The sequence below is a fragment of the Rhodanobacter sp. C01 genome (assembly GCF_002001045.1).
In the GTDB taxonomy this organism is placed as follows: domain Bacteria; phylum Pseudomonadota; class Gammaproteobacteria; order Xanthomonadales; family Rhodanobacteraceae; genus Rhodanobacter.
Genome location: NZ_MUNR01000010.1, coordinates 201,795 through 225,435, shown reverse-complemented (window position 1 = coordinate 225,435; position 23,641 = coordinate 201,795). Strand labels below are relative to the sequence as shown.

Here is a 23,641-nt window from a genome sequence, read left to right as displayed (position 1 = left end):
GCCAGCATCCTGCAGTGGCGAGCTCCACACTTTCCCCGTTCATGCGAGGTGTCAACATGCAACTACGCGTAAGCAGTTTCATTCCGGCGCTGCTCGCGCTGGCCTGCCTTCCGCATGTGGCCGCAGCAGCTGCGCCAAGCGCGACGTATCAGGTGCTGTCGCGACTGCCGCTGACCGGAGAAGGTGGCTGGGATTATCTGAGTTTCGATGCACAGCACCGTCATCTGTTCGTCAGCCGCGGCGACCGCGTGCTGGTGATCGATGTCGACCAGCAAAAACAGGTCGACACGATCGCCAACACCCAGGGCGTGCACGGCATCGCGATCGACCCCGATCTGCAGCGCGGCTATACCAGCGACGGCAAGAGCGCGTCGGTGACCGTGTTCGATCTGGGCACGTTGAAAACCGTGGCGACGATCACCGGCACCGGCGAGAAGCCCGATGCGATCGTGTACGACAGCGCCTCGCATCACGTGTTCACCTTCAACGGCAAGAGCGGCACGGCCAGCGTGATCGACCCGGCCAAGAATGCGGTGATCGGCACGATCGCGCTGCCCGGCAAGCCGGAGTTCGCGGTATCCGATGGTGCGGGCCACGTCTACGCGAACATTGAGGACAAGTCCGAGCTGATACAGATCGATACCACCAGCAACAAGGTGTTGCATACCTGGTCGCTGGCGCCGTGCGAATCACCGAGCGGCCTGGCCATCGACGCCGCGCATCACCGGCTGTTCTCGGTGTGCGACAACCGCACGATGGCGATCACCGATGCCGTGAACGGTCGTCAGGTGGCGACCGTCGCGATCGGCGACGGCCCGGATGCGGTGGTGTTCGATGCCGCCGAGGCGATGGTCTACAGCTCCAATGGCGAAAGCGGCACGATCACCGCGGTGCACGAGAACGATCCGGATCACTTCGGCGTGGCAGCGACGATTCCCACCCAGACCAGCGCGCGTACGCTGGCGCTCGATCCGAAGCTGCACGTGCTGTATCTCTCGGCCGCGCGTTTGGGCACCACCAAGCAGGCCAACGGCCGGCCCACGATCGAGCCGGACAGCTTCAGCATCCTTACGGTCGGGCGTCACTGAGCTGGTATGGTCGGGCCGCTGTCGTCGCGGGCAACGCTCACGACTACAGCGGGATCGCTACGTGTACCTGCAAGCCCTGGCCGTAGGGCGAGTCGAGCAGATCGATCGTGGCGCCATGCAGCTGCGCAGCCCGCTGCACAATCGACAAGCCCAGCCCGTAACCGTCGCCACGCCCACCCGCTTCGCGGTGGAAGCGCGCGAACACGCTGGCGCGGCGCTCTGCCGGAATGCCGGGGCCGTTGTCGATGACATTCACCAGCGCATCGTGTTCACCCTGTTCGATGGACAGTTGTACCTGGCCGCCGGTGGGCACGTGGCGCAGGGCGTTTTCCAGCAAGTTGCGCAACAGCGCCGCAATCGCCGCCTCGTAACCCTGAATGATCACCTGCGAGGCATGTCGCGCCACGCTGAGCTCCACGCCACTGTCTGCAATCACGGGCGCCAATTCCTCGACCACGTCCATCGCGATGGCGACCAGATCGATGGTCGCGCGCTGGCCCGATGCCGCCCTCGATTCCAGTCGGGCCAGCGCCAGCAGCTGCTCGATCCGCCGGGCCAGTGCGGCGACCCCGTGCTGGGCGCTGGCCAGGGTCGCATGAACCTCGATCGGGTCGGTCGTCGTCATTGCGCTCTCGATATTGATCATCGCCGACGCCAGCGGCGTGCGAAGCTCGTGCGCGACATCCGCGCTGAAGCGGCGTTCACGCTCCAGCGCGTCCTCCAGGCGTACCAATTGTCCGTTCAATGCGGTCAGCACAGGCTGCAGTTCCAGCGGCGCGTCGTCCAGCACCACCGGTTCGCGGTTGCCCGGCTCTCTTGCCGACAGGACGCGCGCCAGCGATTCGAGTGGACGCAAGCCGCGCCGTATTGCCCAGCCCACCAGCAGGGCGAGCAAGGGCAGGCCGATCAGCAGTGGCAGGCTGTGTTCCAGCCACACGGCGTGGGTGATGTCGTGGCGGCTGTCGTAGCGCTCGGCGGTGCGGATCACCACGCCATCGACCTTGTCGGGCAGGGTGAACACACGCCAGAGATAGCCTCCTTGCTGCACATCCTGGAGGTTGCCGTCACCTTCCCTGGGCGGCGGCAACGCGGCCATGTTCGCGGTCGCCAGGGCCACATGCCCGGACTGATCGAAGACCTGAAAGCCCACCTCGGATTCGTGCGTATGAGATTGCCCTTTCAGCGAGCCGGTCTTCGGGTGTTCGATCGGTACCAGCATCCCTGCCGCATCATGGCCGCGAAGCGCATTCAGGCCGGCGTGTTCGATGAGTACCTGCAGGGTCCGCGCCGACTGTGCGAGGCGCCCGTCCGACAACTCGTCCACCTCGGTAATGGTTCGGCGAAAACCCATCACGCCGAGTGGCAGGAGCACGGCGACAAGCACGACGATGATCAACCAGCGCAACCTGGCATGCAGGCTGGCCAGCCTCATTTCGGCTCCCTGGGAATCATGTAGCCGAACCCTCTGACGGTCTGGATCGTGTCGAAACTCAGCTTGCGACGCAGCGTATGCACCAGCACTTCCAGCGCGCTGTTGCCGACCATGTTGTCGATGCCGTACAGCGAATTCTCCAGGCTCTCGCGGCGCACCAGCCGACCGGCGCGTTCCATCAGGATCTGCAGCAGGGAGAACTCGCGCCGGGTCAGCTCGACGTGTTCGTTGCGGAAAGTCACCTCGGAGGTGCCCAGGTCGATGCTCAGCGCACCCGCCTCGATGCGGTTCGCAGCCAGACCATGGGCACGCCGGGTCAGCGAGCGAATACGCGCACCCAGCTCATCGAGGTGGAACGGCTTGACCAGGTAGTCATCGGCGCCGGCATCCAGGCCGAGCACGCGGTCCCCGAGGGCATCACGCGCAGTCATCACGATGACGGGCGTTTTCACGTGCCCGCGTCGTGCCTCGACCAACACGTCCAGCCCATCCTTGCCGGGCAGGCCCAGATCAAGCAGCACCAGATCTGCGGTCTGGTCGCGCAGTGCAATCAATGCCTCGCGACCATCACGCAGCCAGCTCACCGTATAGGCAAGACGCTCCAGTGCGCGCTGGATCGCGGCGCCAAGCTGGGGATCGTCTTCCACCAGGATGATATGCATGAACGGACTCCTTCGGCCGCGTCATCCCGTGAAGGCACTGCAATGCCAATGGATTATCAGGTAGTCCGCTTACGAAGTGCTTAAGGCAGATATGGAGAAGTGGTGGGCCCGCCAGGACTCGAACCTGGAACCAAGGGATTCGCTTGTTCCGAAGGTTTCCCTTCGGCGCGGACTATCTCTTCACCCTCCGCTCGCCGCAATGAGCGTGAACGGGTGGGGTGCGGGACGCTCGAGCCTGTGATCAAGGGCACTGAAGCCCTCAGGTAGTCTCTGCACCTTCCGGCGGTGTACCGCCGGCTTGGCTCAGGGTTGCCACCGTCCGCGCGAAGCGCGCCGCTGAGGTTTCCCTGAATTCATCCCGATCCCATCCGCGGATTTCGCCGCGGCGGCACCTTTCGATGAGTCCCCTGCTCTAACCATTGAGCTACAGGCCCATATGCGCATGGTAGCAATGAGTGATGCATAAACCACATGCTGATGTGCTTTGGATTATCATCATTTGATGAAATCCGAATTGCGCTGTGTGGTATGCCGGAGTTCCTTGACGGGCAGACAGCGGAGGTTTTGTTCCAGAGGCTGCAAAAACAAAGACACCAACAATCGCCACCAGAGTTACGCCTGCCAGCAGGCACGCGGTCTGCAACGCAAGTGGCAGCTGATCATGGAAGCCGGTGGGCGTTGCACGCGATGCGGATATCGCAGGAATCTGGCTGCGCTGACATGGCACCACATCGACCCGGCAGTGAAGTCGTTCAACCTCGATGTTCGTGCCATATCGAACCGCAGCCATACTGATGTTCAGGCAGAAGTCGCGAAATGTGTTCTGCTTTGCGCGAATTGTCATGCGGAAGAACACTTCCCTGGTTTGACGCCAGCGGCTGTCCACGCTGAAAACATCAAAGGCCGCAAACGCGGCCTTTGATGTCGATACCGATGTGGCCTGGCTTAGTCGACGTCGAGGAACGAGCGCAGCTGTTCCGAACGGCTCGGGTGACGCAGCTTGCGCAGCGCCTTGGCCTCGATCTGGCGAATCCGCTCGCGGGTGACGTCGAACTGCTTGCCGACTTCTTCCAGCGTGTGGTCGGTGTTCATGTCGATGCCGAAGCGCATGCGCAGCACCTTGGCTTCCCGCGGGGTAAGACCGGCGAGCACGTCACGCACGGTTTCCATCAGACCGGTCTCGGTGGCCGAGTCGATCGGTGAGCTGGCGTTGCCGTCTTCGATGAAGTCGCCCAGATGCGAGTCCTCGTCGTCGCCGATCGGGGTCTCCATCGAGATCGGTTCCTTGGCGATCTTCAAGACCTTGCGGATCTTGTCCTCGGGCATCTCCATTTCCTTGGCCAGTTCTTCCGGCGTGGCCTCGCGGCCGAACTGCTGGAGCATCTGGCGGGAAATGCGGTTGAGCTTGTTGATCGTCTCGATCATGTGCACCGGGATACGGATGGTGCGCGCCTGGTCGGCAATCGAGCGGGTGATCGCCTGGCGGATCCACCACGTCGCATAGGTCGAGAACTTGTAGCCGCGGCGGTATTCGAACTTGTCGACTGCCTTCATCAGGCCGATGTTGCCTTCCTGGATCAGGTCGAGGAACTGCAGGCCGCGGTTGGTGTACTTCTTGGCGATCGAGATCACCAGGCGCAGGTTCGCCTCGACCATTTCCTTCTTGGCGCGACGGGCCTTGGCCTCGCCACTGGCCATGGCGCGGTTGATGTCCTTGATGTCGATCAGCGGCAGGAACAGCTTGCGCTCGATGGTGGCGAGCTTTTCCTGCTCGGCATCGATCGCCTCGCGGTGGGTCTTGATGTTCGGCGACCACTTCTGGCGCTTGCGGCCCAGTTCGGCCGCCCACTCGAGGTTGCCCTCGTTGCTGGGGAAGGTCTTGATGAACTCGGCCTTGGGCATCTTCACCTGCTTGACGAAGATGTCCATCAGTACGCGCTCGTGATGGCGAATGTCGTTGACCACCTCGCGCAGCTTGCGCACGAAGCCGTCGATCAGCGCGGACGGCAGCTTGAGCTTGAGGAATTCCTCGGCCATCTGGTCGCGCAGCTTGACGATCTTCTTGTCGGTGATGCTGGCCGCCTTCGGCGCGGCTTTCTGGAACTTGCCGTAATGGTCACGCAGCAGCTCCATGCGGCGCTTGACCTCTTCCGGGTCGGGGCCGCTGGGGCCGGCTTCTTCCTCATCCTCGGTGGCGGTCTCGTCGTCGTCGTCAGCATCATCGTCTTCGCCTACTTCCGGTTCCGGCGCCAGCAGGGCGGCGGCTTCCTTTTCCTTGCGGGCGAGGTCGGCGGCCTCTTCCAGGTCGAGGAAGCCGGCCAGGATTTCGCTGAGGCGGCGCTTGCCGTCCAGGTGCTGGTCGTATTCCTCGAGCAGCAGTTCGATCGTCAGCGGGAAGCTGGCCAGCGCGGTCTGCACCTGGCCGAGACCTTCCTCGATGCGCTTGGCGATGGCGATCTCGCCCTCGCGGGTGAGCAGCTCGACCGTGCCCATCTCGCGCATGTACATGCGCACCGGATCGGTGGTGCGGCCGACTTCGGCGTCCACGGCGGACAGCAGGGCAACGGCTTCTTCGGCGGCGGCTTCGTCGTCGGTGCTGCTGCCAGCCTTGTCGGCCAGTGGGTCGGCATCCGGCGCGGCGTCATGCACTTCGATGCCGACGCCCTTGAGCACCGCCATGATGTCTTCGATCTGCTCCGGATCGACGATGTCGTCGGGCAGGTGGTCGTTGATCTCGGCGTAGGTCAGGTAACCCTGCTCCAGACCCTTGGAGATGAGCGCCTTGATTTCGGACTGTTGCTCGTGGGGAGCTTTGCTGTTCATTAATTAACCGACCGCCGCAGGGGTTCAAGAACCGGACATTATAGCGATGTGCTGCTTTTTTGACCAGTTTTCAAGTGAGAGAAAGTTTCGGCAAGGCACGCAAAAATCACGCCAGATCGCGGCCTTGCGATGCTTTTGCAAGCCACGGGCCGCGCACGGTTCGTGGTTGCCTGCTCAGCCGGTGTCGAGCCAGAAAGTAACAGGCCCATCGTTGACCAGCTGGATCACCATATGGGCACCGAAACGCCCGGTTTCCACCCCCGGATGCGCAATGCGTGCAAGTTCGAGCAGGCGTTCGAACCAGCGGCGGCCGTGCTCGGGCGGCGCGGCGCGGGTAAAGCTCGGACGCATGCCGGAACGGGTGTCGGCGGCCAGGGTGAACTGGCTGACCAGCAGCAGGCCGCCGCCGGTGTCGGCGAGCGAGCGATTCATCCGGCCGGCGTCGTCGGCGAACACGCGGTAGCCGAGCAGGCGTTCCAGCATGCGCTTCGCCTGCGTCTCGCCGTCGTCCGGCTGCACCGCCACCAGCGCCAGCAAACCAGGGCCGATGACGCCGATGGTTTCCTCGCCAACATCGACGCGGGCGGAAAGGACGCGCTGGATCAGGGCAATCATGGCGGCACGATGAGCAGGGTACGGCTAGCTTACGGTGCGGCCGCAGGTCGTGAAAGATGTCCCGGCGTGCGGTGAACGGCGCCACCGCCCTCGGTGTGGCCGGGCGACTCCCGTAAACTGTGTGGATGCGTGCCGACATCTACCTCCTCTATCTGCTGCTGCGCCTGATGGCGTTGCTGCCCTTGCGTGCGCTGCACGCCATCGGCGGCGGCCTGGGTCGCTTGCTGCTGTGGCAACGTGGCCAGATGGTGCAGAACACCGCAGCGAACCTGCGCATCGCGGGGCCGTCGCTGGATGATGCCGCGCAGGCGGCGTTGCTGCACGAGGTGGTGATCGAGAGCGGCAAGTCGGTCAGCGAGATTATCAAGGTCTGGGGCGCCGGTGCCGAGCGTGCGCTGTCGCTGGTCCACGAAGTACGCGGCGAGGCCTTGCTGGATGCCGCGCTGGCCACGGGCAAGGGCGTGATCATCGCGGCGCCGCACCTGGGATGCTGGGAGCTGCTGAATTACTGGCTGTGCCGCAAGACGCCGATGGCGATCCTGTACCGGCCGCCGCGGATCGCCGCGGTCGAGCAGCTGCTGCGCAAGGTGCGTGGCGCGCTCGCGCCGGAACAGGTACGTGCCGATGGTGCCGGCGTGCGTACCCTGTACAAGCGCCTGGCAGCGGGCGGGACGGTCGGCATCCTGCCGGACCAGAAGCCGCGTGCCGGCGAGGGCGAGTTCGCACCGTTCTTCGACCGCGCAGCGCTGACCATGGTGCTGTTGCCGCGGCTGGCAGCACGTACCGGCGCGACCGTGCTGTTTGCGTTTGCCGAACGGTTGCCGCGCGGAACCGGTTACCGCATTCATTTGCTGCCGGCACCGGCGCGACTGGACGATGCCGACCCGGTCGTCGCCTGTACTGCGTTGAACCAAGGTGTGCAGGACTGTGTCGAGCTGGCCTTTGCGCAGTACCAGTGGCAGTACAAGCGTTATTCGGCCGATGGCCTGATCAGTCCCTACGATCGCGAGAATGGGTAGGAGCGCACCCTGTGCGCTCCTACGTTTTTTCTTTTTCCAGCCGGCGCAGAAACACGGTCATTTCCTTTTCGGCCTGCTTGTCGCCGCGTTGCGCGGCGGCGGCGATGCCGTTGCGCCAGGCCGTGGCGGCAGCCTGCAGCTGGCCGGCTTCCAGGTTGGCTTTGCCAAGCAGCTTCCACGCCGCCGAGTAGGTCGGGTCGAAGGCCACGGCTCGCTGCAGTTCGCCGATAGCGGCGTCGATCTCGCCATGGCCCAGCAAGGCGTTGCCCAGCGAGAAGCGCAGCAGCGCGCCATCGCGCGGGCCGTCGCATTGTTGGCGCAGGCTCGCGATCAAGGCCGCATTCATGGCTGGTTGCGATAGCGCGACATGTCGGCCGGGTAGATCTGGGTCGGTTGCGCCGGCTCCGGCGGAGCCACGCCGGCGCGCAGGTCGGCCAGTGAAGTGGCCGGCCAGACCACCAGCCACGATGAGCGGAACGGCTGCACCAGCAAGGCATAGCGCAGATCGTTGGCGTCGAGTTTCCCCGGGTGCACCACGATCACGCCGTCCGGATGGGCGTGGGCGAAATCCTGAACTGCCTGATCCCCGAACAGTTCGGTGATCGGCTGAGTCAGCCGGGCGTCGAAATGGAATTCACCCTCGTAATTGCCCAGGTAGCCGATCGGTCGCTGCGCTTGTTCTGCGCTGCCGAGCAGGCGGGCAGTCGGACGCAGGTCATAGCGCGACCACAGGGTCAGCGTGAACAGGGTATTGAGGATGAATACGCCGACCAGTCCGGCCACCGCCAAGCGGCGCAGCTCGCCCCGGCCGCGCAGCAGCAGCAAGGCGCCGAGCAACAGGAACACCACGCTGAAATAACGGCTGTAGGGCGCTGCCGCATCCGGCCATTCCCCATGCAGATGATTGCCGGCGACCAGCGTCGGCAAGGCGAGCAGCAGCAGCCCGAACACGATGCCGCCCACGCCCAGCGGCCAGGTGCCGAACCAGTGATTGTCGGCGAGCGCCGGCTGACGTTCGCGCAGAACCGCAATCGCGCCGGCCATCAGCAGGGCGATACCACCGAATTCCGGCAGCGGGTAATACAGCTGCTTGCCGCTGATTAGCGAGAACACGATGAAACTGGGCAACAGCCAGCACAGGGCAAAGCGCAGCCCCGGCTCCAACGGCCGGCGCAGGGTGGCCAGGGCCGCCCACATGCGTGGCCAGCCACTGAGCGGAAACAGCAGCAGCGGCAGCCACTTCAGATAGAACCAGAACGGTGCGGCATGGTTCTGCAGATCCTTGCCGTGAGCCAGCTTGTTCACCACACGCCCGGCAGTCTGGGTGAAGAACAGTCGCTGCCGATAGGCCTCGCCACCGGAGAACCCGGCCGGCAGTGCCCATGCCAGCAGCATCGCGCCGCCAAGCAGGATGGACAGCGCCCCGCCACCGTACCAGCGCGCGCGATGCTGGCTTGCCCAGTCATTCCACAGCGGGCCGAGCAGCCACGGGAACACGATGTGCAGCAGCATCACCGGACCTTTCGTCAGCAGGCCCAGGCCGATGCACAGGCCGAACAGCAGCCAGCGCGGTTCGGCCCGATGCAGTTTCGGGGTCAGGCACAACAGCGCGGCCAACGTCCACACGGCCAGCAGCACGTCGTACATGATCTGCAGGCCGAACAAGAATGCATAGCCGAACGCCAGCAGCATCCAGGGTGTCGCCTTGGCCATCCACGGGCGGCTGGGAAACAGGCGCCGCGCCAGCATCGAGATCAGCATCAACTGGCTGCCGCCGATCAGCACCTCGAGTACGCGCGGCCAGACGTCATTGACGCCGAACACGAACCAGCCGGCATGGATCAGCCAGAACAGCAACGGCGCCTTCTCGCTGTAGGGCTGGCCGTTGATATGCGGCACCAGCCAGTAACCGTGCGCCCACATCTCCCATGCGACTGCCAGCGTGCGGGTGGAGTACAGCGGCATCGGGCCGTGCGAAAAGATCGCCAGCAAGGCCACCAGCATCCACAGCGGCAGCCATGGCCATGCGGCCCGCAGGTGTTCGGAACGACTATAGGCGCTGGTGGACACGTGGCGGGCTCTCGGCGGACTGGGAAGGGATTCTAGCTCGCGCCATCTCCGTGCAAGGCGATGGAGCCTGTACGGGACGTGCTCAGGCCGGCCCCCAGTAGCCGATGCGGCGGCGGATCTTCAGTTTGCGCCATAGATTCAGCGGCTTGCGGCGTCGATTTTTCGCGCCGGCCGCGATGAAGGTGTCGATCGCGTCCAGCACGCGTTCGCTGGAACGGCCGTCGCGGTAGGGATGGATGGCGTCAGCATAGTCGCGGATCGCCTGCAGCAGTTCGGGTGGTCGTGCCAGCGCGCGTTCGATCGCTGGCTCGAACTGCGTCGGCTCGTCGATGTCGATCAGCTGCGGGCCGGGCCGGCGATTCTTGTACGTCACCACCGGCTTGCCGGTGAGCAGGAACTCATTGAGTGCAGAGGAGGTGTCCGAGCACATCATGTCCACCTGCGGGAACAGTTCGAGGATATTGTCGTTCTCGGCGAACGTGAGGTGCTCGTTCTGCAGAGCCTTGAACTTCGCCGTGGTCTCCGGGTTCATCTTCGGATGGAAGGTGACGATCCAGCGCCAGCGGCCATCGCGCGACAACCGCCTCACTTCCTCGTACAGCGTCTCGGCCGCGCTCCATGACGGCGAAAAGGTCGAGTGGTAGAGAATCACCGGCGGCTGGCGCACTGGCGGCAGTGGGCCGCTGATTTCCTTCATGAAGGGGTCGAGCTTGGGAAAGCCGGTCTCGATCACGCTGAAATGGCCGACGCGATCGGCGATTTCCCCGAACTTGGCGGTGTCGCGCGGCCCGGTCGTGCAATACAGGTCGAAGAAGCCGCGCACATAGACGTGTCGTGGCTTGCCGGCATCGAAACCATGGAAGGTCTCGACTTTCACGCCGGGAAAGAAATGCGGCACCGCGTTGCTGGAGGTGATCACCGCGATCGGTTTCCATGCGCGTACCTCGGCAACCGTGAGCAGGTGCTCACCCTCGACCAGATCCTCCGCGCCGGGCCCGTCGAAGAACCATGCAGCCTCGTCGCCGCGCGCGCGGATCGCCTCCTGCAGCGGGCGCAGGATCGCCAGCGCATAGCGCTCGGAGCCGTACAGCAGGTAATGCTTGATTGAAACTGGTTTCTTGCCGCTCATCAGCGATCGATGCCGTGGTGGGTGAGGATGTGCGCCGCGCGCGACACCGACTCCGGGTTGTTGACCATTTCGTAATAGCGCATGCGTTTGTACAGCGCGTAGCTGGCCGCGGTCTGCGCGATCATGAAGCCGCGCCAGCCATCGAGAAAGGCCAGTCGAAACAGGTAGTCCTTGAGAAAGGCCAGCATGAACACGAACGGGGCCTGCCACATCCGCACCGGCTTGCGCTTGTCCAGCCAGTCGCGGCATTTGAGCTCGGCATAGCGCAGCACCTTCAGCTGCTTGTGCGGCAAGGTCGGATTGTTGACGTGGTTGAAGGGCATTTGCAGCGTAGGTGCGGAACCCTCGAAGTGCAGCGATTCATGCACCCGCGCATCACTCCAGCGCGCACGGCCGCGATGATACAGGCGAGCCATGCGTTCACCCACGGCCGGGCGATACCAGCGCATCGGTCGACCCATGTAGATCGTGCTGCGGCGCAGGTACGCCGCCGGTGTGCCGCTGGCCATCAACTCCGGCAGGCGTTGCTGCAGCTCGGCCGCCAGCTCCTGCGTGAGGTATTCATCTGCATCGAGAACCAGGATCCAGTCATGCGCGCACTGGGTGGTTGCGAAGTTGCGCTGCGGACCGAAGCCGAGCCAATCCTGGTGCACCACACGGGCGCCGTGTGCTTTTGCGATTGTCACGGTGTCGTCGTCGCTGCCACTGTCCACCACCAGCTTCTCGGCCGCGAATGACACACTGTCGAGACAGCGTGCGATGTTCTCGGCCTCGTTATGGGTGATGACGGCGAGGGTCAGCGGGAGGGATGGCATGCGCCAGATTCTAGCCGATACCTCCGGATGTCCGGCCACGCTACCGGCCAGCGATTGTCAGAGTGGGAGGGCCGGGATGGTGAATGTAAGCTCCGGTCCGATATGATGGGAAACGGCATTGGAGGCGTGTAACTAGTGCATTGAATGTATTGGCACATCAGGTGACAGCGAACCCGGGGACGTACACCAAATGGCAGTGACAACGTGAGTGATGATGCCCTGACGGAATCGCCCTTGCCGAAAGAGGCTGCAGTCGAACGGACACCCGCGGATCGCGACGGGGCTGCCGCCCTGCAGGTGCAGGCGACCACGTTTGCCGTTGTCATCACCAGTTACAACTATCGCGACTTCGTGTTGGAAGCGGTGGAAAGCGCGCTGTCGCAGACCCGCAAGGCGGCGCAAGTCATTGTTGTTGACGACGGCTCCACCGATGGCTCAGACATATTGCTGCGCGAGCGCTACGGCGCTGACGAGCGCGTCACTCTGATCAGCAGCGTCAACGGCGGTCAGCTCAGCGCGTTTCAACATGGCGTGAATGCGGCACGTGCAGATGTGGTGAGCTTTCTTGATTCCGATGATTGCTGGGGGCCGGAGTATCTGGCCCGCCTCGGCGAGCTGTACGATGTGCGGGCGGACATCGACTTCGTGTTTTCTGACCTGCAGCTATTCGACCAGCAGAATCGGGTCATGAGGTTTCACGATCGTGCGGTCGATCTCGGCTATACCGCGATCAGCACCTATGTACTCACGCAATGGTACGGCGCGCCCACATCCGCGTTGTCGATGCGCATGTCGTGGGCGCTGCAGGTGCTGGATCTTCCCGGATCGTTCCAGCGTACCTGGCGGCTGTCGGCCGACAACTGCCTGGTGTTCGGTTGCAGTGTGCTCGGTGCGCACAAGTACTATCTGCCGACGGGCTGCGTGCGTTATCGCATCCACGGCAAGAATGGCTGGTGGTCGAACCAGTCGCCGCGGATCGAATACGTCAACAAGATGACTTCCAGCGCGCTGATCCGGCACTACGCTGCAAGGGTCGGCATGGGTCCGGAATGCATCGAATTCACCAAGCTGGAATTCATGACCAAGCCCCAGCCGCCCTGGAGCGAAACCAAGCGCTACGCGAGGCTGGTGATGATGCGGCGTATTTCGCCGTGGCGGAAATGGGAGCGTGCCCTGAATATTCTGCGGCGCGGCTGGAGGTTGCGTGGCTGATGCCGATGCCATGCGCGGGGAGGCTGTGGCGATGCGCATCAGTGTCGCCGTGATCACCTACAACTGGCCTGCGGCGCTGGAACTAGTGTTGCGTGCGCTGGCGGTGCAGAGTGAGCTGCCTTTCGAGGTGATCGTCACCGACGATGGCTCGCAGCCGGCGACGCGCGAACTTCTGGAATGCGTAGCGCGGGACTATCCGGTGCGTCTGGTGCATTTGTGGCAACCGGACGATGGTGCGCGCATGAGCCGGGCACGCAATCGCGCGATCGCCGCCGCGCAGGGCGATTACATCATCCTGCTCGATGGTGACATGGTGGTCGAGCGGCACTTCATCGCCGATCACCACGCGTTCGCGCGCCGCGGCTGTTTCGCGCAGGGCTCGCGCGTGCTGACCGATGCGGGACTGACCCGGCACCTGCTGGAACACGATCTGGTCATGCCGGGCTTTTTCAGCCGAGGCATCGAGCGACGGCGGCATACGCTGCACATGCCGCTGCTGGCGCGCTGGTATGCCCGTCCAAGCACCAAGCGTCGCGGCATCAAGAGCTGCAACATGGCGTTCTGGCGCGACGACCTGCTGCGCGTCAACGGCTTCAATGAGGCAATGACCGGCTGGGGCCGCGAGGATACCGAGCTGGCGGCCCGTGCCTTCCATGCCGGCCTGCTTCGGAGCGATCTTCGCTTCAGCGCGCTGGCAGTGCATTTGCACCATCCCACCCGCAAGCACATCGTCGACAATCCGAATGACCGCATCGTGGACGACACGCGGACGCGCCAACTGATCCGTTGTGAACTCGGCCTTGATCAGCATCTGGCCGAATTCATCACTGCACCGGCCGACCTTCGTTCAATGCCGAAATAGTCGAACCAGAGCCGCATCCCGGCGATCCATGGGGCCGCGTTACGTCCGTGCCGATCGGGTTCGGGGAGGAGCGACGCGTGGTGACTCTGGGGTGGCCTTTACGAAGCCGCTGCCGAGGGCCGGGTCACGCGCAAGCGCAGATGCCGTTGCCGAATAACCCCATGCGACCCATTTGATGAAATGCCTGCGCTGGAGCAGCATTGCGTAGACCAGTGTGAGCGGCACGGCGGCCAGCATGATCTTGATGAGATAGCGCCTGCCGGCGCCATTGCCCAGGTATTTGCGAATGGCCAGATGGCGCGAGCGCGCGTAGTGAAAGGATCTCGTGAAGCTGACTTTCAGGCTGGGTGCGGAAGATACCCCTCCGGCATGCCGTGCACTGGCTGCTGGTTCAAGCAGGCATTCAAAGCCGGCCCTCTGTAAGCGCAGGCACAGATCATCATCTTCGTAAAACAGGAAAAACCTTTCGTCAAACCCACCGACATGACGGAACGCGTCCGTCCGCATCAGCAGGCAGCAGCCATGCAGCCATTGCGCGGAGCAGGTCGCATCCGCCACCTGATAAGGAGTTTTCAGCGGAGGTTCGTAAAAGGCAGGACGAAAGCATTTCTGCGGCTTCTGGCCGTTTCGCCAGCTTTGCGGCGCCACGACGCCCGCGGAAGGATAGCGGCGCAGCGTATCCATCAGAGTCACCAGTCCGTCGGGCTCGATGCTGCAATCGGGATTGAGCAACAAGGCAAGCGGAGTGCGAACCTGGGCTAGGGCTTCATTGTTGGCCTTGCCGAAGCCACCGTTGTCCGTTCGTTCGATGATCCTGGCATGGGGCAGCCATTTGCGTACGGCCGAAACCGTGCCGTCCTGGCTGGCATTGTCGATCACCAGTACATGGGGAAAGGGCCGCAAGGTGTCAGCGAGGGACTCGATCAGGGTCCGGCTCTGATAGGTGACACAAATGATCGTCACTTGTTCGAAGAGAGAGCTATCCATCATCGAGGTCTCATTTGCGTCTCGTCCTGATTCCCCATGAGCATCATCCTGACTTGGGAGTTTTGCATCGATGCCTGTTTTCTGGTGTCGGCAGGCAAAGGCAGCGTGCTTGCGAGCGAAAGCTGGTTATCATCTTTGGCCTATTTGTAACGCAGCAATCATGAATGGAGCGTGTTGGTCATCGCGGCGCCTTGACGTGACGCGGGTCTCTCGATCAGTGGAATGCAAGCCAGCAAAAGAATGAACAGATGACGATGTGAGAAATCGTCCCAGAGGCAGTTCACGAGCCCCGCGGTCAGATAGATCAACATGATGCAGGCATAGATATCCCGCTCAGGCTGACCCAGGCGCGCCGTGTAGCGTGCCAGCGCTATCAGTAACAACAGATAAACCAGCAGACCTGCAAATCCCTGTTCTGCCACGATAAGCAGCATTTCCTGGTGTGGATGCCCCATCAGGAAGGCCTTGAAATTCGGGAGTCCCTCGATCGACCGGCGATACAGTGGCGCCCATTGTTCAAGGCCGTGACCGAATACCGGAGCGGCGGCAATGATCGGAAGCGTGCGCCGCCAAAGTTCAAGGCGAATGCCGGTGGAAGTGGGTGTCCGTTGGCTGGCATAGAGTTCGGCCTCATGCGTGACCGATACGACAAGCCGTTCCCGCACAGGCGGCGTGAACCATACGATGGCCAGAGCTGCGACCGCCAAGGCGCAAGAAATCATCGCGGAGCGCAAGATCGGGCGACCCTTGAGGAAGATTCGCCAGACCCAGTACCCCAGCAGCGGAATGAGCGTCACATAGGCGGTACGGCTTTCGAGCATCCACACGATGTTGCACAGCGCCAACAGGGCGGCCGCTGAGTAGAGAATCCTTCGATTTGTGGATCGTGTGCTGATGGCCATGGCCATCGCCATCGATCCGAAAACAAGAAAAGCCACGCCTTGCTGGGTGTATTCCTTGAACACGGTATTGCGCATGGTCGGATCTGAGTGGACCAGCGAACGCTGGGAAATCAGGCCCAGATCCATGCCACAGGAGATCAGCAACACCAGTCCCACGGCCAGCGCAAAGGCGACAAGTGCACGACGGCGCCATGACGATGTCTGCAGCAGCGAGCCCAGCACCAGGGGATACCAGCACGCCCACACAAAGGAGCCACCCAACGGCAGCGTGGAAGTGGCGTACCAGGTGTGCAGCGCGCTCAGCATCAGCACAGCCCACCAGAGCAGGGCACCCTGCGCCACTGGATGGCGCGCGGCCGCCAGCCACCGCCGGCGCACGTCAGTGCCCAGCAACGAGAAGATCAGGGTCAGCCCAATCGCGACATTGGTGGCAGGCTTGTTCAGAGGTACAACAAAAAGACTGGCGACGGCGCACCATCGCCCTGCGGCGGACATCGCGTCGCGCATGCGGGTGAGGCGGCTGGCGTGGGTGTTCATCGGGGTCACCTGCAGACATACGCGGTGACTGACATGCTGGCCGACGCAGGGCTCAACGTGGGGCCACAAACATCTGTGATTTTAGAGAGCGGCAATGCTTCCTGCAAAGGGCCCATCCTCAGTATTCAGTGTTGTCGTCGGCATTTTCGCTCATGCGAGGGGTGCAGCCGGGGACCACCGCATCGATCCTGAACATCCACCACTCGCGGCGATTGGCGCGGCCGACATGAATGGCATGATGACGATCCACGCAGGCCCCCATGGAATCGTCGAGGCCGAAGATCCAGCGATTCGCAGGATCTTGCTGAAGCCAGCTGATTGCCTCGGCGTATTGCTGCGGCCACGGTCTCAGGAAGCCGAATTCGGTGACCGGCCCCTGTGCCATGAGCAGGTTCTGTTCCTTCCAGGCGAGCAGGCCGATGCTTGCGTCAGGTCCGGCGATGGCGCGTGCGTGCAGCATCACGTCGCGCGCCGAGCGGTCACCGTTGAGCATCGGGTAACCCCACAGACCGTACATGCCCCACAGGACGAAAGCGAACAGCAGCCAGCCCAGCGGCGCGTACCGCAGCCGCGTGAACGCGGCGATCAGCAGGCCGGCTATGCCCATGCTCAGGAACAGCCACCAGATCTTCGGGTCCAGGCTTTGTTCCAGCTGGATCGCCCATTTCGGATGCGCGTGTAGCGCCAGCGACGCAGCGGCGGTCAGCGCCATGGCCAGCAACAGGGTCAGTGCAAACACCGCCACGCGCACGCCTTGTTTGCGCAACAGGCCGGGCAGCAGCGGTGCCAGCGCCAGCGCGGTGATCGGGAGTGCCGGCAGGATGTATACATCACGCTTGCCGGGACTGAATGAAAAGAACAGCAGTACCAGCACGATCCAGCCCAACGGCAGCAGGAAGCGCGCGTCGCGTCGTTTCAGCCGACGCCACCATGCCGGCAGCGCCCAGGGCAAGAGCAGCGATAGCGGCAACCAGTCGACCACGATGATGCCGAGAAAATAGAACGGCGAATGGATATGCCCGGTCGGCGTGGCGTAGCGATGCACGGTCTGCCCGAACAGGATGTTCTGCACATATTCGGCATGCTGCGGATCGCCGTCGGCGCGCGCGACCAGCAGCATCGGCAGCAGCCACGCCAGGATCGGCAGCAGGAACAGCATCAGTCCACCAGCCCAGCGCCAGCCGCCGTGCGGCAGCGCCAGTTGATGCCAGTGACCACGGCGTGCAACCAGGTAGGGGACAAGCATCAGCAAGGCCAGTACGCCAACACCCTTGGTCGCCACGCCAACGCCGGCAAAGAAGCAGCCTGCGGCAAACCAGCGCCAGGACGGACCCAGCAGCAAGTGACGCAGCAATCCGTAATTGGCCAGGGTGATCCAGCCCAGAAGTAGCGGGTCGATCTGCGCGTTGCGCATCTGATAGCTGAAATGAATCGTGACCAGCAGCGTGGCTGCGGCAAGCAGGGCGCTGCGGTGATTCCACAGCCGGCGCGCGAGATCGTAGACCAGCGCCAGCGCGCCCAGCGCGGCGGCCAGCGACGGCAGCAGGAACGCGATCCGCCAGTTGCGCACCAGAAGGTAGCCGAGTGCCTGCAGCCACATGAACACGGGCGGCTTGTCCGGATACAGCTCATGGCCGCGGTGCGGGAACAGCCACTGCCCGTGCTCGACCATCCATTGTGCGACCAGTGCGAAGCGCGGCTCGTCGGACGGCCACGGATCGCGCAGGCCAATGCCGAGGCCGAGCAGCAGCAGCGCAAACACGCCGAACAGGAACAACTCCTGGCGGGCGTTGCGCAACCACAACGGGCGGGCGTGGGACACGGGGGAGCGATGTTTCACGGTTCGGCGGTTTCAGTCATCAGCAAAGTAAGGACGATCAGGCTGGCCAAGCATAGCCCGGCGCCCGGAAACTCGGCGCGAACGCAGAGATGTCAAAGAGATGTCAAACAGAGTTCCGTGGCCCGCTGAGGATTGGCTTAGGGGCGCTTCTGCAGCACTGCGTAATACATGCCGTCGAGGTCGCCCTCGCCAGGCAGGATCTGCCAGCCCACCGAAGCGGCGTGGCCTGTCGGCAACGTGAATGCCACCGCCTGTGCATCGGGCTGGGTGGCAAGCAGTTCGCTGACGATCGCCTCGTTCTCCGTACGCAGCACGGAACAGGTGATGTAGAGCAACCGACCGCCAGGGGCCAGCAGTGGCCACAGCGCTGAAAGAATTCGCCGCTGCTGCACGTGCATGGCGGCGATGTCGCTTTCACGCCGATGCAGGCGGACATCGGGCCGACGGCGCAACACACCGGTGGCCGAGCAGGGTGCGTCGATCAGAATGCGATCGAAAGGCTGGCCTTTCCACCAGCCTTTCGGCGCGCCGGCGTCGCCGATCACCAGCTTGGCATTCAGTCGCAGCCGCATCAGGTTCTGGCGGATGCGTTCGGCTCGCGTGGGGTCGAACTCCAGCGCGGTCAGGTCGATATCGGCGCGTTCCAGCAGATGGCAGGCCTTGCCACCGGGCGCGGCGCAGGCGTCGAGTACGCGCAGTCCATCCTTGAGGTCGGCCAAGTCGGGAGCCACCTGCGCGGCACCGTCCTGTACCGCAAACAGGCCATCCTCGAAACCGGGCAGGCGGGTGATGTCGGTGCTGTGCGGCAGCACCAGGGCATCACTCAACCAGGGATGGGCCGTGGCCACCTGGCCGGTAGTCTGTAGCCGCTCGATCAAGGCCTGCCGTTCGCTGCGCTGGTGATTGATACGCAGCATCAGTGGCGGTTCGCGGTTGTCGGCGGTCATCACCGCCTCGGCCTGTTCGGGCCAGTCGCGTTGCAGTGCCGCGGCCAGCCACGCCGGATGTGCGTGGCGAGTCTGCGGCTTGGCATCGAGCTTGGCGATCAGGGTCTCGCGCTCGCGTTGCCAGCGGCGCAGCACGGCGTTGACCAGTCCGGCCAGTTGCGGCCGCTGCAGCGCGCGCACCGCCTCGACCGTGGCCGCCACCGCCGCATAATCCTGCAGCTCGAGGATTTCCAGCTGGACCAGACCCAGCACCAGCAGGGCGTGGATCGCCGGATCCTTGTGGCGCAGGGATTTCTCCAGCAGGCCGTCGATCGCGGCGTCGAAGCGCAGCCACCAGCGGGCGCCTTCGCTGAGCAGGGCCATCAGCAGGGCGCGATCGCGTGGATCGCTGAGTCGTGGCGCGTTGCGCTCCATCACGTCGCGCAGCGAGGCGCCACGCAGGGCGACTTCGGCCAGACCCTTGGCGGCAAGCGCGCGGGTATCGGTTTTCATCGGGCGTGCTTCATCGGAACATTTTTCATCGGAGCTGGCGCAGTTCGGGGCGCGCGTTGAGGTAGTCGATCGCGCTAATGCGCTTGCCGCCGGCGCGCTGCAGTGCGGTGACGCGCAGCGCGCCGTGGCCGCAGGCGAGATCGATGCCATCACGGCCGGCGGCGATCACCTCGCCAGGTGCGGCATGGCGATCGCGTTCGATCGCCTGTGCGGCCCAGATCCGCAGCGACTCGCCCGCGATCTCGCCTTCGGCGACCGGCCACGGATCGAAGGCGCGCACCTGGTGTTCCAGTTCGAGCGCCGGCTTGCTGAAATCAAGTTTCGCTTCGGCCTTGTCCAGCTTGTGCGCATACAGGACACCGGCATCCGGCTGCGGCGTGGCGGCCAGCGTCTCGCCAGCCAGTACCCGGCGCAGGCCTTCGGCGAGCACGTCGGCGCCAAGCGCGGACAGGCGATCGTGCAGCGAGCCGCCGGTGTCCGCGTGGGCAATCGGGGTGCGTCGTTCCAGCAGGACCGGACCGGTATCGAGGCCGGCTTCCATTTGCATCAGGTCGACGCCACTTTCGCTGTCGCCAGCAAGGATCGCGCGCTGGATCGGCGCGGCGCCACGCCAGCGTGGCAGCAGGCTGGCGTGCACGTTCCAGCAGCCCAGGCGTGGAATTGCCAGCACCTTCCGCGGCAGGATCAGGCCGTAGGCGACCACCACCAATAGGTCGGGTTGGTACGCCGCCAGCGTCTGTTGCGCCTCGGCGGATTTCAGCGACTCGGGCTGTTCAACCGCAATGCCGGCCGCCAGCGCGGCCTGCTTGACCGGACTCGGGGTGAGTTTGCGGCCGCGGCCCGCGGGGCGATCGGGCTGGGTATACACGGCCACCACCTCGGCGTCGCTGGCACGGCAGGCTTCGAGGCAGGGGACGGAAAACTCCGGGGTGCCGGCGAAGACCAGTCGCAAACCTGGACTATTCAAGCACTCGCCGCCTGTTTGCGCTGCTTGTCGAGCCGTTTCAGCAACAGCGCGCGCTTCAGTGACGACAGGTAGTCGACGAACACCTTGCCGTCCAGGTGATCCAGCTCATGCTGGATGCATACGGCCAGCGGGCCTTCCGCCTCGACGATGATTTCCTTGCCGTCGACATCCTGCGCCTTGACCTTCACCTTCAGCGCGCGGGTGACATCGGCATACAGGCCGGGAAACGACAGGCAACCTTCCTGATAGACCTGCGAGCCGTCCTTTTCGAGGATCTGCGCATTGATCAGGGCCAGCGGCTGCTTGCGGTCATCGCTCATGTCGGCCACCAGCACGCGCTGGTGCACATTGACTTGGGTCGCCGCCAGTCCGACGCCATTGGCGTCGTACATGGTTTCGAACAGGTCGGCGACGAACTGTTTCAGTTCGGCATCGAACACGCGCACGGGTTCGGCGCGGGTACGCAAGCGGGGGTCTGGGAATTCAAGGATGGAAAGTACGGACATGGATTTTGCCTCGGCGCCGAAAATGCGGGCGGTTTGGTAAAAACCACCCCCGGGCGCGATCTAGAATGTGCCTTATTGTACGTCGGCAAACATCCGAGCGCAGACGATTTTTGCCAACTGAAACCTGTTGCGCACGTTAACCATTCGGTTACACTCGACCGAGCTCTGGGGAAGGGGGATTCCCACCAATGATCAGAAAGCTATTCGTGTTGGTGGCCGGCATGCTGGTCACCGTGGCCGTGTACGCAGCGGGCGCGCAACTGCGAGCCGATCACCCCGACAGCTATACCGTGCGCCGGGGCGACACGCTCTGGGCCATCTCCGCCAAATTCCTGTCCAAGCCGTGGCTATGGCCGGAAATCTGGCAGGCCAATCCCCAGGTACGCAATCCGCACCTGATCTATCCGGGCGACGTGCTCAACCTGTCCTTCATCAACGGTCCGCGCCTGGGGCTGGAGCCGAGTGTGCATCGCGAAGGCGATGCCGTGCCGGCGATTCCGTTGTCCGAGCTGAAGATGTTCCTCAAGGACATGCGGGTGATGGATTCCAATGCCGTCAGCTCGGCACCGTATGTGGTCGGCCTCGAGGAAGCGCGTCTGCGTGGCACGGTGGGTCAGAACATCTATGTGCGCGGCCTGCAGGGTGCACCGGGTCAGCGCTGGGCAATCGTGCGGCCGACCCATGTGTTCCGCGGCTTCGACCAGAACGATCCGGCCAAGGCCGATCTGGTCGGTCACCAGCTGGACAGCGATGCGGCGATGGTGAATGCCCCCTGGCGCGAGGATGACGAGAACTACGGGCACTACGGCGGCAACGCCCAGCTCGGCGTCGAGGTTGGCGACGGGCATCATGGTCGTGGCGCCGATCTTGGCGTCGAAGTCAGCGTGATCGGCACGGCCGAGACGCTGCGCATGGGAGATCCGTCGACCCTGTTGCTGCTCGATTCGACCATGGAAATCCGTAGCGGCGATCGCATCATGCCGGTCGACGACACGCCATACGATCCGTACTTCTATCCGCACCCACCGAAGTCGGTGCCGCCCAATGCCAATGTGATCGGGTTTGCCGATGCGATGGACGCAGCCGGTTCGCGCCAGGTGATCCTGCTGTCGATCGGCGCCAGGGACGGGGTCGACAATGGGCAGACGTTCTCCATCTACGAGCCCGGCGAAACCATCCACGACGATGTCGCCAGCAACAGCTGGAACCGGGGCATCGGCAAGACGGTCAAGCTGCCGGACGAATACGTCGCCCACGTGATGGTGTTCCGTACGTTCGACCGGGTCAGCTATGGCCTGATCATGGACGGCCTGCGCCCGGTACATATCGGCGGGCACCTGCGCGCACCGGACTGATCCGGGTCGGTATCGGCTCTTTCCTACAGCACGGCGCGGCCAACACCGCGCCGTTTTCGTTTGCGCCAGCTCCTTAAACTGCAAGGCATGAACGTCATGGATGAACTGCGCGCGTGGCTGGTCGCCTTGCGCACACCTGGGCTGGGTCCCGGCGGCCTGCGCGAGCGCCTGGCCGCGGCCAGTGGCGACATCGAGGCCGTTCTGGGACAGTTGCGGTCCCAGGCCGCATCGCTTGGCGAGCCGGCGCAGGCGTGGCTGGCGCAGCCGGACGAGTCCCAGCTCACGGCCGACCTTGCATGGCTGGCCGTGCCAGGCCACCGACTGCTGTGCTGCACCGAAGCGGATTTCCCGCCGCAGCTGGAAAACATTCCGCAGCCGCCGGCCGCGCTGTTCGTGGCGGGCGATGCCAGCCTGCTGCTCCATCCACAGGTCGCCATCGTCGGCGCGCGCAGCGCCAGCATGGCCGGACTGACGCATGCCCGCGCATTTGCCGGTGCGCTGGCGCAGGCCGGTTTCGTGATCACCAGCGGCATGGCCGATGGTGTCGACGGTGCCGCCCATGCGGCGGCGCTGGATGCCGGCGCAGCAACGCTGGCGGTGATCGGTACCGGGCCGGATCGGGTATATCCGCGCAAGCATCATGCACTGGCCCGGCGTATCACCGAGCAGGGTGCGCTGGTCAGCGAGTTTCCACCCGGCACACCAGCGCGGGCCGATCACTTCCCGCGGCGCAACCGGCTCATCGCCGGTCTGTCGCTGGGCACGCTGGTGATCGAGGCCGGGCTCCAGTCGGGCTCGCTGATCACCGCGCGGCTGGCCGTCGAGCAGGGGCGCGAAGTATTCGCGCTGCCCGGTTCCATCCATAATCCACTTGCCCGTGGTTGCCATCGCCTGATTCGCGAAGGTGCACGGCTGGTGGAGAACGCCACCGAGATCATCGAAGCACTGACACCGGCAGCACGCATGCTGGGCAGCGAACTGGCTCTGCGGCTGGCCGTGGGCGGCGAGCCGGGACAGTCCGCGGAAAGGCCCGCAGTGTACGGTTCGGTCAGCTCTTCCCGATGGTCTGTCGATCCGGAGTATCAGCAGCTGTTGGCTGAACTTGGCCATGATCCGGCGACGTTGGACGAACTTGTCCAGCGCGGCGGCCAGTCTGCGGCGGCGGTGTCTTCGATGTTGTTGATGCTGGAACTGGAGGGCATGATCGAAAGCCTGCCGGGCAATCGCTACCAGCGGCTGCCGACAGGATCGCTGCATGATTGAGCGTGCCTGTCCGCATGGACCGGAGTGCGTTGACGGATGGCTCGGGCTTGACAGCCGCTGGCACGACGTGGTTTCAACTATATATATGTCCGGCGCCGCAAGCGCCGGTGATTCGCTT

Annotated in this window: 21 protein-coding genes; 6 read left to right on the top strand and 15 right to left on the bottom strand. The window is 63.8% G+C overall.

What is annotated here, in order from left to right:
• Nucleotides 1–56 precede the first annotated feature (56 nt).
• Nucleotides 57–1,088 carry a YncE family protein gene (locus B0E50_RS08490; protein ID WP_077440751.1) on the top strand — a complete coding sequence of 344 codons (1,032 nt, stop codon included), beginning with the start codon at nucleotides 57–59 and terminating at the stop codon, nucleotides 1,086–1,088.
• Between the two features lie 43 nt (nucleotides 1,089–1,131).
• Here the strand turns inward: B0E50_RS08490 and B0E50_RS08485 are convergent, their stop codons facing one another.
• From B0E50_RS08485 to dtd, 5 genes are all read right to left on the bottom strand, one after another.
• Nucleotides 1,132–2,520 (bottom strand): ATP-binding protein, encoded by a 1,389-nt coding sequence (locus B0E50_RS08485; protein ID WP_077440750.1) that lies wholly within the window; start codon nucleotides 2,518–2,520, stop codon nucleotides 1,132–1,134.
• Entirely contained in the window at nucleotides 2,517–3,182 is a 666-nt protein-coding gene (locus B0E50_RS08480; protein ID WP_077440749.1) for a response regulator, read from the bottom strand. Before B0E50_RS08480 ends, B0E50_RS08485 begins: the two co-directional genes overlap by 4 nt.
• A 424-nt stretch (nucleotides 3,183–3,606) precedes the next feature.
• A complete protein-coding gene (locus tag B0E50_RS17965) occupies nucleotides 3,607–4,068 on the bottom strand; it encodes a hypothetical protein (RefSeq protein ID WP_139350805.1) in 462 nt (153 codons plus the stop codon).
• A 59-nt stretch (nucleotides 4,069–4,127) separates the two neighbouring features.
• Nucleotides 4,128–6,005, bottom strand: coding sequence for an RNA polymerase sigma factor RpoD (gene rpoD, locus B0E50_RS08475; RefSeq protein WP_077440748.1), 1,878 nt, complete (start codon nucleotides 6,003–6,005; stop codon nucleotides 4,128–4,130).
• Nucleotides 6,006–6,179: 174 nt separating this feature from the next.
• Nucleotides 6,180–6,620: a D-aminoacyl-tRNA deacylase gene (gene dtd / locus B0E50_RS08470; RefSeq protein ID WP_077440747.1), complete on the bottom strand. Its 441-nt coding sequence runs from the start codon at nucleotides 6,618–6,620 to the stop codon at nucleotides 6,180–6,182.
• Nucleotides 6,621–6,745: 125 nt separating this feature from the next.
• Here dtd and B0E50_RS08465 point away from each other — a divergent pair, with 125 nt between their 5' ends.
• The gene (locus B0E50_RS08465) at nucleotides 6,746–7,639 is read left to right on the top strand and encodes a lipid A biosynthesis acyltransferase (protein ID WP_077440746.1); all 894 of its coding nucleotides are present in this window, start codon (nucleotides 6,746–6,748) and stop codon (nucleotides 7,637–7,639) included.
• Nucleotides 7,640–7,658: 19 nt separating this feature from the next.
• Here B0E50_RS08465 and B0E50_RS08460 read toward each other — a convergent pair whose 3' ends face one another.
• From B0E50_RS08460 to B0E50_RS08445, 4 genes are all read right to left on the bottom strand, one after another.
• Nucleotides 7,659–7,985: a tetratricopeptide repeat protein gene (locus B0E50_RS08460; protein WP_077440745.1), complete on the bottom strand. Its 327-nt coding sequence runs from the start codon at nucleotides 7,983–7,985 to the stop codon at nucleotides 7,659–7,661.
• A complete protein-coding gene (locus B0E50_RS08455; RefSeq protein WP_077440744.1) occupies nucleotides 7,982–9,709 on the bottom strand; it encodes a glycosyltransferase family 39 protein in 1,728 nt (575 codons plus the stop codon). The genes B0E50_RS08460 and B0E50_RS08455 overlap by 4 nt, the downstream gene beginning before the upstream one ends.
• 82 nt (nucleotides 9,710–9,791) lie before the next feature.
• The gene (locus B0E50_RS08450) at nucleotides 9,792–10,838 is read right to left on the bottom strand and encodes a CDP-glycerol glycerophosphotransferase family protein (protein WP_077440743.1); all 1,047 of its coding nucleotides are present in this window, start codon (nucleotides 10,836–10,838) and stop codon (nucleotides 9,792–9,794) included.
• Nucleotides 10,838–11,653 (bottom strand): glycosyltransferase family 2 protein, encoded by an 816-nt coding sequence (locus B0E50_RS08445; RefSeq protein ID WP_077440742.1) that lies wholly within the window; start codon nucleotides 11,651–11,653, stop codon nucleotides 10,838–10,840. The genes B0E50_RS08450 and B0E50_RS08445 overlap by 1 nt, the downstream gene beginning before the upstream one ends.
• A 204-nt stretch (nucleotides 11,654–11,857) precedes the next feature.
• On the opposite strand from B0E50_RS08445, the gene B0E50_RS08440 reads away from it, so the two are divergent.
• Together B0E50_RS08440 and B0E50_RS08435 are read left to right on the top strand one after the other, a co-directional pair.
• Nucleotides 11,858–12,865, top strand: coding sequence for a glycosyltransferase family 2 protein (locus B0E50_RS08440; RefSeq protein ID WP_254427216.1), 1,008 nt, complete (start codon nucleotides 11,858–11,860; stop codon nucleotides 12,863–12,865).
• A 31-nt stretch (nucleotides 12,866–12,896) separates the two neighbouring features.
• Nucleotides 12,897–13,727, top strand: a complete 831-nt coding sequence (locus B0E50_RS08435) for a glycosyltransferase (protein WP_077440900.1) — start codon at nucleotides 12,897–12,899, stop codon at nucleotides 13,725–13,727.
• Between the two features lie 39 nt (nucleotides 13,728–13,766).
• On the opposite strand, the gene B0E50_RS08430 is transcribed toward B0E50_RS08435, so the two are convergent.
• The 6 genes from B0E50_RS08430 to def form a co-directional block, all read right to left on the bottom strand.
• Complete coding sequence (locus B0E50_RS08430) at nucleotides 13,767–14,717, bottom strand: glycosyltransferase family 2 protein (RefSeq protein ID WP_077440741.1); 951 nt, start codon at nucleotides 14,715–14,717, stop codon at nucleotides 13,767–13,769.
• 155 nt (nucleotides 14,718–14,872) lie between these two features.
• Nucleotides 14,873–16,153 (bottom strand): O-antigen ligase family protein, encoded by a 1,281-nt coding sequence (locus B0E50_RS08425; RefSeq protein ID WP_077440740.1) that lies wholly within the window; start codon nucleotides 16,151–16,153, stop codon nucleotides 14,873–14,875.
• Between the two features lie 118 nt (nucleotides 16,154–16,271).
• Entirely contained in the window at nucleotides 16,272–17,975 is a 1,704-nt protein-coding gene (locus B0E50_RS08420; protein WP_254427215.1) for a glycosyltransferase family 39 protein, read from the bottom strand.
• 155 nt (nucleotides 17,976–18,130) lie between these two features.
• The gene (gene rsmB / locus B0E50_RS08415) at nucleotides 18,131–19,432 is read right to left on the bottom strand and encodes a 16S rRNA (cytosine(967)-C(5))-methyltransferase RsmB (protein WP_077440738.1); all 1,302 of its coding nucleotides are present in this window, start codon (nucleotides 19,430–19,432) and stop codon (nucleotides 18,131–18,133) included.
• 25 nt (nucleotides 19,433–19,457) lie between these two features.
• Nucleotides 19,458–20,399 carry a methionyl-tRNA formyltransferase gene (gene fmt, locus B0E50_RS08410; RefSeq protein WP_077440737.1) on the bottom strand — a complete coding sequence of 314 codons (942 nt, stop codon included), beginning with the start codon at nucleotides 20,397–20,399 and terminating at the stop codon, nucleotides 19,458–19,460.
• The gene (def, locus tag B0E50_RS08405; RefSeq protein WP_077440736.1) at nucleotides 20,396–20,905 is read right to left on the bottom strand and encodes a peptide deformylase; all 510 of its coding nucleotides are present in this window, start codon (nucleotides 20,903–20,905) and stop codon (nucleotides 20,396–20,398) included. The genes fmt and def overlap by 4 nt, the downstream gene beginning before the upstream one ends.
• 188 nt (nucleotides 20,906–21,093) lie before the next feature.
• Here def and B0E50_RS08400 point away from each other — a divergent pair, with 188 nt between their 5' ends.
• Nucleotides 21,094–22,260 carry a LysM domain-containing protein gene (locus B0E50_RS08400; RefSeq protein ID WP_077440735.1) on the top strand — a complete coding sequence of 389 codons (1,167 nt, stop codon included), beginning with the start codon at nucleotides 21,094–21,096 and terminating at the stop codon, nucleotides 22,258–22,260.
• 87 nt (nucleotides 22,261–22,347) lie between these two features.
• Nucleotides 22,348–23,523, top strand: coding sequence for a DNA-processing protein DprA (gene dprA, locus B0E50_RS08395; RefSeq protein WP_077440734.1), 1,176 nt, complete (start codon nucleotides 22,348–22,350; stop codon nucleotides 23,521–23,523).
• The last annotated feature ends 118 nt before the right edge of the window (nucleotides 23,524–23,641 follow it).